The organism is Pseudomonas trivialis (assembly GCF_036864995.1).
In the GTDB taxonomy this organism is placed as follows: Bacteria; Pseudomonadota; Gammaproteobacteria; order Pseudomonadales; family Pseudomonadaceae; genus Aquipseudomonas; species Aquipseudomonas trivialis.
On the sequence record NZ_CP142151.1, the window covers coordinates 4,674,598 to 4,688,899 of the forward strand.

Consider the following 14,302-nt stretch of genomic DNA (forward strand, 5'->3'; position numbering starts at 1 on the left):
CGTCTACAGCGTCATGCGTCAGTGGAGTCACCGGTGTCCGGCGCTTTTTTGGGGGGCCGGCCACCCTTCTTGCCATTGGCGCGAGCGGCGGCGGATTTGGCCGCGCTGCTCTTGCGACCGTTGCGTGACGCCACCAGGCTTACCGCTAGATCCATCAGAGGCTGGCTTGTGGCGATCAGGCCGGTGATTGACACATCGAGGTCCTGAGGCTCGCAGCACAGTGCCTTGCCGCCAAAGCCGACTTCCAACTGCTGGAAATCCTCCTGGGAAAACCCTTCGAACTCCGCAAGACTCCTTCTGCAACCCGACAACCGGCTCCATCACTCCGAAGCTTTTTCACAGATTAGTAACAGCGCACAATTCGTCGAATGCAGCGTTGTTACCGCACATTCCAACGTCTGAAGCCACGATTAATCGTTCGATAATCGAACACACCCCGCGCCATCCATTGACCAAACTAACCAACCAGTACATTTTATCCCCACAACCAATAAGAACTGTGGAGATCCCCCAATGCCGCCCATCGTGCTGGTGCTCAACGGCCCCAATCTCAACCTGCTCGGCACTCGCGAGCCTGCCACCTATGGCCATGAAACCCTGGCCGATGTCGCCGCCCTGTGCGGACGCAGTGCGCAGCAGCTCGGGCTGAAAGTCGAGTTTCGCCAGACCAACCACGAAGGCGAACTGCTCGACTGGATCCACGGCGCCCGCGCCCGTTGCGCCGGAATCGTGATCAACCCGGCCGCCTGGACCCACACCTCGGTCGCCATCCGTGATGCGCTGGTGTCCAGTGAAGTGCCGGTGATCGAAGTGCATTTATCCAACGTGCATGCGCGCGAAGCCTTTCGTCATCACTCGTTCGTATCCCCGGTCGCCAAGGCGGTACTGGCTGGGTTTGGCAGCCATGGCTATCACTTGGCCCTGGAACATTTCAGTCACACGCTCAAAGGATGCGCCTGATGAAACCACGCGTGCTCGCCGGCCTTATCGGCGCCGGTATCCAGGCCTCCCGCACCCCGGCCCTGCACGAGCAGGAAGGTGACGCCCAGGGCTTGCGCTACCTGTATCGCCTGATCGACCTTGAACCGTTGCAACTGACCGTCAGCGCCCTGCCCGACCTGCTGCGCGCCGCAGAGTCGATGCAGTTCACCGGTTTGAACATTACTTACCCGTGCAAGCAGGCGATCCTGCCGTTGCTGGATGACTTATCGGATGAAGCGCGCGGCATCGGCGCGGTAAACACCGTGGTGTTCAAGGATGGCAGGCGCATCGGTCACAACACCGATTGCCTGGGCTTTGCCGAAGGCTTTCGACGCAACCTCAATGACGTGCCGCGTCAGCGCGTGGTGCAGATGGGCGCCGGCGGTGCCGGGGCGGCGGTTGCCCATGCGTTGCTGGCCGAGGGTGTGCAGCAGTTGAGTATTTTCGACGTGGACGTCGCCCGATCGCGCGAGCTTGTGGATAACTTGACCTCACGCTTCGGCAAGGGCCGCGCCGAGGTCGGCAGCCAATTGGACAACGCCATGGCCGAGGCCGATGGCCTGGTGAACACCACGCCGATGGGCATGGCCAAACTGCCCGGCACGCCGGTGCCTGCAGCGCTGTTACGCGCGCAACTGTGGGTCGCGGAAATCGTGTACTTCCCTCTGGAAACCCAACTGCTGCGCGATGCCCGTGCCCTGGGTTGTCGTACGCTGGATGGCGGCAATATGGCGGTGTTTCAAGCGGTGAAGGCGTTTGAGTTGTTCAGTGGTGAGGTGGCGGATGCGCAAAGAATGCTTGCGCACTTCCAGACCATGAACACCTGAAAATGTGGGAGGCTCCGAGCGGGCTTGTTGTGGCGAGCGGGCTTGCCCCGCGTTGGGGTGCGAAGCGCCCCCAATCAAGTAAAACGCGGTGTATCTGACCCTGCGCAGAGCATGGTTTTGGGGCCGCCGCGTAGCCCAACGCAGGACAAGCCTGCTCGCCACAGGAATGTGGACTCCTGAAATTTCATTTTTTAAATCAACAATTTATTTTGTGTTTGATAAGTGGGGAGCTTGCCTCCTCCCACATGGATTGCATTTCAAAACGTGTAATCAGGCCTGCAAGTAACGCAACACCGACTCACAGATCATCTCGCGGTGCCGCTGTTTAACCGCCTCATCCGACAGTTCGATCTGAAAGATCTCACTGAAGGTATGGCGGTTGGACACCCGATAAAAGCTGAACGAGTTGATCAGCAGGTGCACATCCAAGGGCTCCAGCCCCTCCCGAAACAATCCCAGCTCGGCGCCACGGCGCAGGGTTTCACCCAGCCCCTCCAGGATCTTGCTGTTCATCGCCTTGATCGTGTCGGTGCGCTTCACATACTCGGCATTGTGGATATTTTCGATGCTCACAATGCGCACAAAATCCACATTCTGATCATGGTGATCAAAGGTAAATTCCACCAGCCGCCGGATCGCTTCGCGCGGCTCCAGGGCAGTAAGGTTCATGCGGGTTTCGGTATTGCGGATGTCGCCGTAGAGTTTTTCCAGCACCTCGACGTACAACTGCTCCTTGCTGCCGAAGTAGTAATAGATCATGCGCTTGGAAGTGTGAATGCGCTCGGCGATGGCGTCCACACGGGCGCCGGACAGGCCCTGCTGAACAAATTCGACGATGGCTTCCTGGAGAATATTCTCCCGGGTCTTTTCCGGATTGTTCTTGCGACTCTTGCGCGGTGCGTCTGACACGGCGGAGAGATCGGGAGTCAGGGTCATGGTGCGCTCATGGCGGTGTGTTATGCAGGCTGCGATTATGGGGCGCGGCGCTTCCCGAAGGAAGCACCTGGCCCTGTATCACAAACGCGCCTGACGAACCGCGCCGCTGCGCGACTTGGCCATCGCCGCCAGACGCACCGCCACGTTCGCCGCGCCATAGCCGGCGTAGCCATTCTTGCGCTGCAGGATCTCGAAGAAAAACCGCCCCTCGAACGGTTCGGTGTACACATGAAACAGCTCACCCCCCTGGGCGTCGCGGTCGTACAGCACGTTGTAGTACGCCAGCTCGCTGAGGAACTCGTCGTCGAAATCAAAACGGGCGGCGAGGTCGTCGTAGTAATTGAGCGGGATATCCAGCAGCGGCACCCCGGCGTCCTTGGCTCGGCGCACCTCGGCGAAAATATCCGCGCAGTCGAAGGCAATGTGGTGCACACCCGAGCCGCGATAGCTCGACAGTGCGTGGGAAATGGCCGTATTGCGGTTCTCGGAGATATTCAGCGGCAGGCGAATCGAGCTGCAGCGGCTGCGCAGCGCGCGGCTTTTCACCAACCCGTAAGGGTCAGGCAGCACCACTTCGTCATCGGCCTCGAAGTCGAGCAGGCTCTTGTAGAACAGCACCCAGCTGTCCAGGCTGTCGGCCGGCAGAGCCATGGCCATATGGTCGATGCGCAGCAGCCCGCCGCTGGCGGAAGACGCCGATTGCAGGTTGAAATCCGTGTCGTACAGGCCGCCTTCGCTGGGGTCCACCAGGTAGATCAGGCTGCCATCCGGCGCACGCACGGCGGCCAGTTCCAGTTCATTGGGCCCGACCAGGCCGCGATAAGGCTGGCCCTTGAAGGCCACGGCACGTTGCAGTGCCTTGGCACTGTCCTTGACCCGAATCGCCGTGGCACACAACGACGGCCCATGGGCCTCGAAGAAGTTGTGAGCGAAGGAATAGGGTTCGCAATTGAGGATCAGGTTGATATCACCCTGGCGCAGCAGGCTCACATTTTTCGAGCGGTGCTGCCCGGCCCTGGCAAAACCCAGGCGTTCCAGCCAGTGGGTGAGCTTGGCGCCAAGGCTTTCATCCACGGCGAATTCGAGGAACTCAATGCCGTCGTACTCGCTGGCGGCAGGCGTTTCAAAGAGGATATCGACCGGCGCGGCAGGTGCTTGCTCGGCCAGGCGTTGCCGGGTTTTCTCTTCCAGGTACAGCAGCGAGCGCAGGCCGTCGGCCGCATTCGCGCGCGTGGGGGCGGCCCGAAAACCATCGTTGAAGATTTCCAGGGACAGCGGCCCGCTGTAGCCGCTCTGGATGATCGGCGCAAGAAACCCCGCCAGGTCGAACTCACCCTGACCCGGGAAGCAGCGAAAATGCCGGCTCCACTCCAGCACGTCCATGGCCAGGATCGGCGCGTCGGCCATTTGCACAAAGAAGATCTTGTCGCCCGGTATCTGGGCAATGCCACTTGGGTCGCCTTTGAGCGACAGCGTATGGAAACTGTCGAGCAACACGCCCAGGGCGGGATGATCGACCTGGCGCACCAGGTTCCACACCTGCTGCCAGGTATTCACATGCTTGCCCCAGGCCAGCGCTTCGTAGCCAATGCGTAAGCCACGACGACCGGCGTGTTCGGCCAAAAGGCTGAGGTCATCCAGCAGGATGCGTTCATCGCCCACGCAATCGGCCGAGGCGTTGCTGCATACCAGCACCAGGTCGGTGCCCAGTTCCTGCATCAAGTCGAACTTGCGCTCGGCGCGCTCCAGGTTGCGCGCCAGGCGGTCGCGGCGGCAGCCTTCAAAGTCGCGAAACGGCTGGAACAATGTGATGGCAATTCCGAGGTCGGCACACATTTGTCTAACTTCGCGCGGGCTCCCGTCGTAATACAACAGGTCGTTCTCGAAGATCTCAACCCCATCAAAACCGGCGGCGGCAATGGCTTCGAGCTTTTCCGGCAGGGTGCCGCTCAAGGAAACGGTAGCGATGGATCGTTGCATGGAGTTCTCCCGGCACGTGTTGTTTGTGGCAAATTATTCGCCCCCAGCCTACACGCAGCAATCATAATGTACGAACCGGTTAGTTTTTGGTGCGATTATCGAACACTAGCCGATTTGGCGAATTGACGATTTTTTAACCGCTGCGCACCATCGATCTCGTAAGAAAAGACCCAGAACACACCATAAAAATTTCAAAAAAACGGGTACGACCTCATGCCTTTGCAAAACCCTACCCTGGCCACGCGCCCGGGCACCCCGCACGCCGGCATCGGCGACAAGATCCGCGGCGCCCTGGCCGTGGGTAAAACTCGCTGGGGCATGCTGGCCCTGGTGTTCTTCGCCACCACCCTCAACTACATCGACCGCGCCGCCCTGGGCGTGATGCAACCGATCCTCGCCAAGGAAATGAGCTGGACGGCGATGGACTACGCCAACATCAACTTCTGGTTTCAGGTGGGCTACGCCATCGGCTTCGTGCTGCAGGGCCGCTTGATCGACCGAGTGGGTGTGAAGCGCGTGTTCTTCTGCGCCGTGTTGTTGTGGAGCCTGGCCACCGGCGCGCACGGCCTGGCCACCTCGGCAGTGGGCTTTATGGTGTGCCGCTTTATCCTGGGCCTGACCGAAGCCGCCAACTACCCGGCCTGCGTCAAGACCACCCGTCTGTGGTTCCCGGCCGGTGAACGCGCAGTGGCCACCGGTATCTTCAACGCCGGCACCAACGTCGGCGCCATGATGACGCCGATGCTGCTGCCGTTGATCCTGCACGTATGGGGCTGGCAGGCGGCGTTCCTCTGCATGGCATCGCTGGGCGCGCTGTGGCTGGTGTTCTGGGGTTTGAAGTACTACAACCCGGAAGACCATCCGAGCGTTAAACAATCGGAACTGGACTACGTGCAGCGGGAAGTCGAGCCGGAGCAACCGGGCGTTCCGTTCAGCCGCATCCTGCGCATGCGCGGCACCTGGGCTTTCGCCATCGCTTACGCCCTGACCGCCCCGGTGTTCTGGTTCTACCTGTATTGGCTGCCGCCGTTCCTGAACCAGCAATACAACCTGGGCATCAACGTGACGCAGATGGGCATCCCGCTGATCATCATCTACCTCACCGCCGACTTCGGCAGCGTGGGCGGCGGTATCCTGTCGTCGTTCCTGATCGGCCGTGGCATGAACTCGATCAAGGCACGACTGCTGTCGATGCTGCTGTTCGCCTGCTGCATCGTCGGCGTGATCATGGCGGCCGGCTCCAGCCAGCTGTGGGTCGCGGTGTTTGCCATCTCCCTGGCCATCGGTGCGCACCAGGCCTGGACCGCCAACATCTGGAGCCTGGTGATGGACTACACGCCCAAGCACATGATGAGCACGGTATTCGGGTTCGGCGGGATGTGCGCGGCCATCGGCGGCATGTTCATGACTCAGATCGTCGGCCACATCCTCACGGTGACCAACAACAACTACACGGTGTTGTTCACCCTGATCCCGGCGATGTACTTCATTGCGCTGACCTGGATGTACTTCATGGCCCCGCGCAAGATCCCGACGGTAGACGTGTAACTCAACGACGCCGCTGCTGCCAGGCAGCGGCCAGCCCGCTCATGCAGATCACCCCGATGCCGACCACCGTGGTCATGTCGGGGGTATGACTGAACACCAGCCAGCCCAACAACCCCGCAAACACGATCTGGCAATAGCCGAACGGCGCCAGCAATGCCGGCGCCGCGAAGCGGAACGCCTGGGTCAACATCAAGTGGGCGGTCATGCCGCAAGTGCCCAGCGCCAGCATCATCACCCCATGCCACAGGCTCGGCACATGCCAGAAGAACGGCACCATCGCACTCATCACCAGGGTGTTGCACAGCCCGGCGAAAAAATTGCTGGTGGTGGGCGTGTCGTATTGGCTGAGGATGCGCGTGAGCAACTGGTAGAAGCAGAAGAACAGCGCCGAGCACAACGGCAGCAGCACCGCAGGGGTAAACAGTTCACCGCCGGGGTGGATGATGATCACCACGCCGATAAACCCGCAGATCACCGCCAGCCACTGGCCCCGCGTAACGTGCTCGCCCAGCAGCGGCACCGACAACGCGGTCACCAGGATGGGCGCGAGGAAGTTCACCGCCGTGGCTTCCGCCAGCGGGATGTAATGCAGCGCCGTGGTGAAAAACAGGCTGGTGCCCAGCAGGCATAACGCTCGCACCACCTGCATGCCGGGGCGTTTGCTGCGCAGTACGCGCAGGCCCGACTGCGGCAGGAAAATCCCGGCCATCAGCAAGGTGTGCACCATGTAGCGTGCCCACACCACCATCACGATCGGGTAGAACCCGGCCAGGTATTTGGACAGCGCGTCGTGGCTGGAGAACAGGAACGTCGCCACCACAATCAACAGGATGCCTTTGAGCGGATGGTTGACGCCGGAAAGCGGGGTACTGACAGTCATTGAATTCTCTTGTGTGGCGAGTTAAACGCGATGGCACTCAACCGAATAATCTAGCAGCCGGGCAAGGGTCTGCCCTCAGAGCATAACCAAACACCGGGCGAACAGCGCACTAAATCACCGGGTTTGGGTCCAACCCTGCACGTTAGCGTCCGCATTGCACATTTTTTAACCAAGGCCTGCCTGCCATGAAAAAAACCTTGTTCCTGCTCTCCACCCTGGCCTTGCTTGCCGCCTGTAACCATGAGGACAAGGCACCAGCCAAACCTGCGCCGCCATCGGTGCAGGCGACCCTGGTGCCGCCAACCCCGCCCACCGACCAATGGGTGGGCAAATGGATCGGCGTCGAAGGCCTGAACCTCACCATCGCCAAGGACGACGCCATTGGCCGTGGGCACTACATCCTGACCATGCAATACGGCCTGGATGCCGAGGACGCCGGCACCTTCAAGGGTGAAGAAGCCGAGGACGGTATCGCCTTCACCCGCCCGGACGGCCCGCAGATACTGCGCGCCGGGGACGGTGAGGCCACTGGCCTTAAATGGCTGGCGGATAAAAAAGACTGCTTGATCGTCGCCACCGGCGAAGGGTATTGCCGCCAATAAGGCCATACTCAATCAATATTTTTGTAGGACCTTTCATCAAGAGGATTGCACCATGCTATGGAAAAAAGGCCGACGCAGCGACAACGTGGTGGATGCCCGGGATGACAGTGGCGGCGGCGGTGGCGGCATGCGCTTCGGCGGCGGCAAGGGCCTGAGCCTCACGGCCATTGTGCTGATCGTCGGCATTGGCTGGCTGACCGGCCAGAACCCGATGCAGATCCTCAGCGAGCTGACCGGCCAGGCAGAGCAAGCGCCTTCGGTGAGCCCGCAAACACGTCAGGCACCACCGGCCAACGACGAGCAGGCTGATTTTGTGCGCGCCGTGCTGGGCGACACCGAAGACACCTGGGGCCAGGTGTTCAAGGAAAACGGCCTGACCTACACCAACCCGAAACTGATTCTGTTCCGTGGCCGGGTGAATTCCGCCTGCGGTGGCGCCACCTCGGCCAGCGGCCCGTTCTACTGTCCGGCCGACCAGCAGGTGTACCTGGACCTGGATTTCTTCCGGGAAATGTCACAACGTTTCCAGGCCGCCGGCGATTTCGCCCAGGCCTACGTGATCGCCCACGAAGTCGGGCATCACGTGCAGACGCTGCTCGGCATCTCGGCCAAGATTCAGACCGCCCGCCAGCAGGGCCGTCCGATGGAAGGCGACGGTGGCCTGCTGGTTCGCCAGGAGCTGCAAGCCGACTGCTTTGCCGGGGTATGGGCCAACCGCGCGCAAAAGCGCCTGAACTGGCTGGAACCGGGCGATATCGAAGAAGCGCTGAATGCCGCCAACGCGATTGGCGATGACCGCTTGCAGCAACAGGGTCAGGGCCGCGTGGTGCCTGACTCGTTTACCCACGGTACCTCGGCACAGCGGGTTCGCTGGTTCAAGACCGGCTTCGCAGGTGGCCAGATCACTCAATGCGACACCTTTGCAGCCAAGAGTCTCTAAATGAACAAACGATGGGGTGTGTTGCTGGGTCTGCTGGTGTGCTGTTCAACCCTGGCGGCCGAACACGGCGTCAAGGAGGTCAGCCCTGACCGCTTTCACCTGCAGGCCGGCGACCTGAGCCTGGGCTTGAGCCAGGACTGGCGCCAGCCGATGCCCCAGGTCACGCGGGCGCTGATCATCGTGCATGGTCGCCTGCGCAACGCGCAGACCTACCTGCGCAGCGGGGTCGATGCCGCCCGCCAGGCCGGCGTCGGCGCTGAAACGCTGGTGATCGCGCCGCAGTTTCTCAACCAGGCGGACGTGAAGCGCAATCACTTGAGCGATCAGTTGCTGCGCTGGCATGGCAATGACTGGATGGGCGGCGCATCGTCCACCGGCCCGGGCCAGATCAGCTCGTTTGGTGCGCTGGACCAGATCATCAAGCACCTGGGCGACCGCAAACTGTTCCCGGCGCTGAAACAGATCGTGGTCGCCGACCACTCCGGTGGCGGCCAAGTGGTGCAGCGCTTCGCCCTCACCGGCCAGGCTCACCCAACCCTGCAAACCGAAGGCATCAGCCTGCGTTACGTGGTGGCCAACCCCTCATCCTATGCGTACTTCAGCCCGCAACGCCCGGTGAAGTTCGAGGCCGCCCGCTGCCCGGGCTTCAACGACTGGAAATACGGCATGCAAAACCTGCCCGATTACGCCAGGGGCCAGGGGCCCCAGCAGTTGGAACAGGCCTACGTGTCGCGGGATATCACCTACCTGCTGGGCCAGCAAGACACCGACCCCAACCACCCGGCGCTGGATAAAAGCTGCGAAGCTGAAACCCAGGGCGCGTATCGGTTGATTCGTGGGCACAACTATTTTGACTACCTCAAGCTGCGTCATCCGCAGTTGAGCCACAGGCTGGTGGAAGTGCCCGGGGTGGGGCATGACGGCGACAGAATGTTCACCTCGCCGGAGGGCCAGAAAGCCCTGTTCAAATGACGAAACCGGATAAACATGTGGGAGGGGGCTTGCTCCCACCTTTTTGATTTCTATTGACTGGCCTGGATCATCCGGCGCAAAACCCCGCAATCCTCGGCATGCCAATCCGCCAGCTCCGGCCACGGGTTCTCCGGCAGGTTCACCAACACCGTCCGCGTCCCCGCCGCGCGTCCGCAATCCAGGTCGAAGCGGTAATCCCCCACCATCACCATCTCGCCCGGTGCCACGCCCCAGGCGGCCGCCAGCTTCAACAATCCACCCGGTTCCGGTTTGGGCGGTGCGTCTTCACGGCCGAGCACGTCCGAAGCGGCGAAGCAGTCCGCCAGGCCAATCGCCGCCAGCGTGACGTGGGCCAGCTCCCGCGCGTTGCGGGTCAGAATGCCCAAACGATAACCGCGCGCAGCCAATTCGCGCACCAGCGCCACCGCACCCTCGGCTGCCGTCGAGGCCAGCGCCAGTTCGCGCTCGTGCTCCAGCAACCAGGCATGTTTGGTCGCTGCGATATCGGCCGGCAACGCGGCCAGATGGGAGAGGATGTCGTCTTCGGGCGGTATGCCCAGGGCCACACGAATGGCCGCAAAGTCATGCACTGCCACGGTGAGGGTGCCGTCCATGTCGAACACCCAGTGCTTAACCTCTGCCAGGCTCATGCCCAGTCCTTGCGATGACGAATCAGGCCTTCCTGAGTCACCGACGCCACCAGTTGCCCGGCGCGGTTGTACACGCTGCCCCGCGAGAACCCACGGGAATTACCGGCCCACGGGCTGTCCATGGCGTAAAGCAGCCAGTCGTCGGCGCGCAGGTCGGCGTGGAACCACAGCGCGTGGTCGAGGCTCGCGACCTGCATATCTTTTTGCCACACGGTCTTGCCATGGGGCAGCAGCGAGGTGGTCAGCAGGCCGAAGTCCGAGGCATAGGCCAGCAGGTACTTGTGCAGCGCCGGCGCATCCGCCAGGGCGCCATCGGCGCGAAACCACACGTATTTGACCGGGTCGGACGGCTGCGGGTTGAAGGGGTCGCGCTCGGTGACCGGGCGTACTTCGATGGGCTTGGGGCACAGCAGCTTGTCGCGCATGTGCTCGGGGATCAGGTGCGCGCGCTGCTGGGTCAGCTCCAGCTCCGACGGCAGGTTTTCCGGCCCCACCACGACAGGCATGGTGGTCTGGTGCTCGAAGCCTTCCTCGTCGTACTGGAATGACGCACTGCAGGTGAAAATCGGGTTGCCCTTCTGGATCGCCGTCACCCGGCGCGTGCTGAAACTGCCGCCGTCACGCACGCGGTCCACCGAATACACCACCGGCAAGGCGGCATCGCCTGGGCGCAAAAAATAACCGTGCAGGGAATGCACATGGCGCGCTTCTTCCACGGTCTGGCTGGCGGCCGACAGCGACTGGCCGAGCACCTGACCGCCGAACAACTGGCGAAAACCCAGGTCCTGGCTGCGGCCGCGAAAGAGGTTTTCCTCAATCGGTTCCAGGGTCAGCAAGTCCACCAGATCTTCCAATACTTGGCTCATAGAGCAACTCCTAAAATCTACGGGGCATTCCGGGCTGCTTATCCGTGCAGCGTGTCCAACCATTGGGCGCGGGTGATGCGATACAAAACATGTGGGCGCAGCGGGTCATCGGCTGCGACCTTGGGGTGTTCAAAATCTGCCTGGGGATCGTAATGCATACCGATGGCCTGCATGACTTTTTGCGATGGCAAATTGGCCTCGGTGGTGAAGGCGACGATTTCATCCAGCTGCAAGCGGTCGAACCCACAGCGCAGAGCGGTCCAGGCCGCCTCACTGGCATAACCCAGCCCCCAGTGTTCGCGGGCCAGGCGCCAGCCGATTTCCACCGCAGGCGTAAAGCCTGCCTCAAAGCTGACATGCTGCAACCCGGTAAGGCCGATGAATTCGCCGCTGTCCTTGCGTTGCAAGGCCCACAGGCCAAAGCCGTATTCAGCGAAATGGCCACGAATACGGCCGATCAACGCGGCGCTTTGCAGGTGGCTCAAGGTGGCCGGGAAATAGCGCATCACCTGCGGGTCGGCGCACATGCGTGCAAATTCCGGCAGGTCGCTGTCGCGCCATTGGCGCATGATCAGCCGCGCGCTGTGCAGTTCGAGTATCGGCTCCATGGGTCCCCTCCCTTGCCATGTGCGAGAGTGTACAGCGCTGGTAAGATCCTTCGCAGGTTCCCGTCAGAAAATCCCATGCCTTTGCCATTGATCTATCACGATGACTACAGCCCTGAGTTCTCGGCAGACCACCGGTTTCCCATGGACAAGTTTCGCCTGTTGCGCGACCACCTGGTGTCCACCGGGTTGACCGAAGACAGCCGCCTGCTGCGCCCCGAATTGTGCCCGCCGCAGATTCTGGCCCTGGCCCATGAACCTGGCTACATCGCACGCTACATGAGCGGCGAACTGTCCCGCGAAGACCAGCGCCGCCTCGGCCTGCCCTGGAGCGAAGCCCTGGCCAGGCGCACCGTGCGTGCGGTCGGCGGCTCCCTGCTCGCCGCCGAGCAAGCCCTCGAACACGGCCTGGCCTGCCACCTGGCCGGCGGCACCCACCACGCCCATTACGATTACCCGGCGGGCTTCTGCATCTTCAATGACCTGGCGGTAATCAGCCACTACCTGCTGGCCAGCGGCCGCGTCAACCGCGTGCTGATCTTCGACTGCGACGTGCACCAGGGCGACGGCACCGCACGCATTCTCCACGACACGCCGGACGCCATCACCGTGTCGCTGCACTGCGAAAAGAACTTCCCCGCGCGCAAGGCCCAAAGCGATTGGGACATTCCGCTGCCCATGGGCATGGGCGACGCCGATTACCTCAAGGTGGTCGACGATGCGCTCAACTACCTGCTGCCGCTGTACCAGCCCGACCTGGTGCTGTACGACGCCGGCGTGGATGTGCACAAGGACGACGCCCTCGGCTACCTCAAGCTGACAGACTCAGGCGTCGCCGCCCGCGATGAAGCCGTCATGCGCCACTGCCTGGGCCGCGACATTCCAGTGATGGGCGTGATCGGCGGCGGCTACAGCAAGGACCGGCCTGCCCTCGCGCGCCGCCACGGCATCCTGCACCACAGCGCGCAGCGGGTGTGGACGTCATCAGGGTGTCACTGAACGCTGGGCGTTACCCACAATGGCTGTGGAACGGCCTGTGGATAACTTGAGCGTAAGCGCCTGTAGGCATTTATCCGTAAGGCCTGCAGGAAAGTGTATGTTTTTTGATCAGGCAGCCGGCGTCGCGTCCGGTAGAATGCCGGGCTTATTCACAGCACCGTAGCCCTGCCCATGCCTCAGACCCCACCTCATCACGTCACCCTCATCGGCGGCGGCCCAGCCGGGCTGATGGCCGCCGAAGTCCTGAGCCAGGCCGGCGTGCGCGTGGACCTGTACGACGGCATGCCCTCGGTGGGGCGCAAATTCCTGCTGGCGGGGGTGGGTGGCATGAACATCACCCACTCCGAAGCGTACCCGGCGTTCGTGGCCCGCTATGCCGAACGGGCGCCGCACCTGGCGCCGTTGCTGCGTGAGTTTGGTGCCGAAGCGTTGTGCGAATGGATCCATGGCCTGGGTATCCAGACCTTTATCGGCACCTCCGGCCGCGTATTTCCCGCTGACATGAAAGCCGCACCGCTGCTGCGCGCCTGGCTCAAGCGCCTGCGTGACCAGGGCGTGGTTATCCACACCCGGCATCGCTGGCTGGGCTGGAACAGGGAGGGCGATTTACTTATCCACAGCCCGGACGGCGAGAAGACCGTGCGCAGTGATGCCGTGCTGCTGGCCCTGGGCGGCGGCAGCTGGTCACGCCTGGGTTCCGATGGCGCCTGGCTCAAGTTGCTGGAAGACAAAGGCGTGCCCTATGTTCGTCTGCAACCGAGCAACTGCGGGTTTGAGGTGTCGACCTGGAGCGAATTGATGGTCAGCAAATTCGCCGGCGCGCCGTTGAAGAATGTCGCCATCGGGCTGGGCGACGACAAGCCCCGGCTGGGGGAATGCGTGATCACCGCCACCGGCATCGAGGGCAGCCTGATCTACGCGCTGTCGGCGCCGATACGTGAGGCCATCAACCGTGACGGCGCGGCCACCGTGCATATTGATCTACTGCCCAGCAAGCCGCTGCACAAGGTCCAGGCTGCACTGGCCAAACCGCGCGGTTCGCGCTCGATGAGCAAGCATTTGCACAGTCAACTGGGAGTGGACGGCGTCAAGGCAGCGCTGTTGCGCGAGTTGACGCCGGCTGGGCACTTCAATGATCCCGCGCAGCTGGCGGTGGATATCAAGGCATTGCCGTTGACCCTGGTGAAGACGCGCCCCATCGATGAGGCCATCAGCACCGCAGGCGGTGTGCCGTTCGAGGCGCTGGATGAGCGCTTGATGCTCAAGCAATTGCCGGGGGTTTTCTGTGCGGGGGAGATGCTGGATTGGGAGGCGCCGACCGGGGGGTATTTGCTGACGGGGTGTTTTGCCAGTGGCAGAGCGGCTGGGCGGGGGATGCTGAACTGGCTTCAGCGCTGATCGTTGTGCTGTCTTCGGGCCCGCCATCGCAGGCAAGCCAGCTCCCACATTTTGAATGTATTCACAGATCAAAACTGTGGGAGGGGGCTTGCTCCCGATAGGGCCATCAGCAGCGCCG

Annotated in this window: 14 protein-coding genes and 1 pseudogene; 8 read left to right on the forward strand and 7 right to left on the reverse strand. The window is 62.1% G+C overall.

Features of this window, described 5'->3' with window-relative positions:
* Window positions 1-11 precede the first annotated feature (11 nt).
* Window positions 12-290: pseudogene (locus tag VRB54_RS20560) on the reverse strand (DUF2442 domain-containing protein); the annotation flags it as partial.
* 223 nt (window positions 291-513) lie between these two features.
* On the opposite strand from VRB54_RS20560, the gene aroQ reads away from it, so the two are divergent.
* Both aroQ and VRB54_RS20570 read left to right on the forward strand, forming a co-directional pair.
* On the forward strand, window positions 514-960 hold the full coding sequence (gene aroQ / locus VRB54_RS20565; RefSeq protein ID WP_338478564.1) for a type II 3-dehydroquinate dehydratase: 447 nt from the start codon (window positions 514-516) through the stop codon (window positions 958-960).
* The gene (locus VRB54_RS20570) at window positions 957-1,808 is read left to right on the forward strand and encodes a shikimate dehydrogenase (protein WP_338481138.1); all 852 of its coding nucleotides are present in this window, start codon (window positions 957-959) and stop codon (window positions 1,806-1,808) included. Before aroQ ends, VRB54_RS20570 begins: the two co-directional genes overlap by 4 nt.
* A 270-nt stretch (window positions 1,809-2,078) precedes the next feature.
* On the opposite strand, the gene VRB54_RS20575 is transcribed toward VRB54_RS20570, so the two are convergent.
* Together VRB54_RS20575 and quiC are read right to left on the reverse strand one after the other, a co-directional pair.
* The gene (locus tag VRB54_RS20575) at window positions 2,079-2,744 is read right to left on the reverse strand and encodes a TetR/AcrR family transcriptional regulator (RefSeq protein ID WP_003236928.1); all 666 of its coding nucleotides are present in this window, start codon (window positions 2,742-2,744) and stop codon (window positions 2,079-2,081) included.
* 78 nt (window positions 2,745-2,822) lie between these two features.
* Window positions 2,823-4,724: a 3-dehydroshikimate dehydratase QuiC gene (gene quiC / locus VRB54_RS20580; RefSeq protein ID WP_338478565.1), complete on the reverse strand. Its 1,902-nt coding sequence runs from the start codon at window positions 4,722-4,724 to the stop codon at window positions 2,823-2,825.
* Between the two features lie 213 nt (window positions 4,725-4,937).
* Here quiC and VRB54_RS20585 point away from each other — a divergent pair, with 213 nt between their 5' ends.
* The gene (locus VRB54_RS20585) at window positions 4,938-6,272 is read left to right on the forward strand and encodes an MFS transporter (RefSeq protein WP_231422591.1); all 1,335 of its coding nucleotides are present in this window, start codon (window positions 4,938-4,940) and stop codon (window positions 6,270-6,272) included.
* A gap of 1 nt (window position 6,273) precedes the next feature.
* On the opposite strand, the gene VRB54_RS20590 is transcribed toward VRB54_RS20585, so the two are convergent.
* A complete protein-coding gene (locus tag VRB54_RS20590) occupies window positions 6,274-7,152 on the reverse strand; it encodes a DMT family transporter (RefSeq protein ID WP_338478566.1) in 879 nt (292 codons plus the stop codon).
* Window positions 7,153-7,337: 185 nt separating this feature from the next.
* Between VRB54_RS20590 and VRB54_RS20595 the strand changes: the two genes are divergently transcribed.
* From VRB54_RS20595 to VRB54_RS20605, 3 genes are read left to right on the forward strand one after another with little or no spacing between them, the layout of a single operon-like run.
* Window positions 7,338-7,754, forward strand: coding sequence for a lipoprotein (locus tag VRB54_RS20595; RefSeq protein ID WP_338478567.1), 417 nt, complete (start codon window positions 7,338-7,340; stop codon window positions 7,752-7,754).
* Window positions 7,755-7,806: 52 nt separating this feature from the next.
* Window positions 7,807-8,694: a KPN_02809 family neutral zinc metallopeptidase gene (locus tag VRB54_RS20600; RefSeq protein ID WP_057008662.1), complete on the forward strand. Its 888-nt coding sequence runs from the start codon at window positions 7,807-7,809 to the stop codon at window positions 8,692-8,694.
* Window positions 8,695-9,666, forward strand: a complete 972-nt coding sequence (locus VRB54_RS20605; RefSeq protein ID WP_338478568.1) for an alpha/beta hydrolase — start codon at window positions 8,695-8,697, stop codon at window positions 9,664-9,666.
* 50 nt (window positions 9,667-9,716) lie between these two features.
* Here VRB54_RS20605 and VRB54_RS20610 read toward each other — a convergent pair whose 3' ends face one another.
* The 3 genes from VRB54_RS20610 to VRB54_RS20620 are packed head-to-tail and all read right to left on the reverse strand — an operon-like array spanning window position 9,717 to window position 11,790.
* On the reverse strand, window positions 9,717-10,316 hold the full coding sequence (locus VRB54_RS20610; RefSeq protein WP_338478569.1) for an HAD family hydrolase: 600 nt from the start codon (window positions 10,314-10,316) through the stop codon (window positions 9,717-9,719).
* On the reverse strand, window positions 10,313-11,182 hold the full coding sequence (gene tesB / locus VRB54_RS20615) for an acyl-CoA thioesterase II (RefSeq protein WP_209985074.1): 870 nt from the start codon (window positions 11,180-11,182) through the stop codon (window positions 10,313-10,315). The genes VRB54_RS20610 and tesB overlap by 4 nt, the downstream gene beginning before the upstream one ends.
* Window positions 11,183-11,220: 38 nt before the next feature.
* Entirely contained in the window at window positions 11,221-11,790 is a 570-nt protein-coding gene (locus tag VRB54_RS20620; protein ID WP_338478570.1) for a GNAT family N-acetyltransferase, read from the reverse strand.
* Window positions 11,791-11,865: 75 nt separating this feature from the next.
* Here VRB54_RS20620 and VRB54_RS20625 point away from each other — a divergent pair, with 75 nt between their 5' ends.
* On the forward strand, window positions 11,866-12,786 hold the full coding sequence (locus VRB54_RS20625; RefSeq protein WP_338478571.1) for a histone deacetylase: 921 nt from the start codon (window positions 11,866-11,868) through the stop codon (window positions 12,784-12,786).
* A 171-nt stretch (window positions 12,787-12,957) separates the two neighbouring features.
* Window positions 12,958-14,184 (forward strand): TIGR03862 family flavoprotein, encoded by a 1,227-nt coding sequence (locus tag VRB54_RS20630; protein ID WP_338478572.1) that lies wholly within the window; start codon window positions 12,958-12,960, stop codon window positions 14,182-14,184.
* Window positions 14,185-14,302 lie beyond the last annotated feature (118 nt).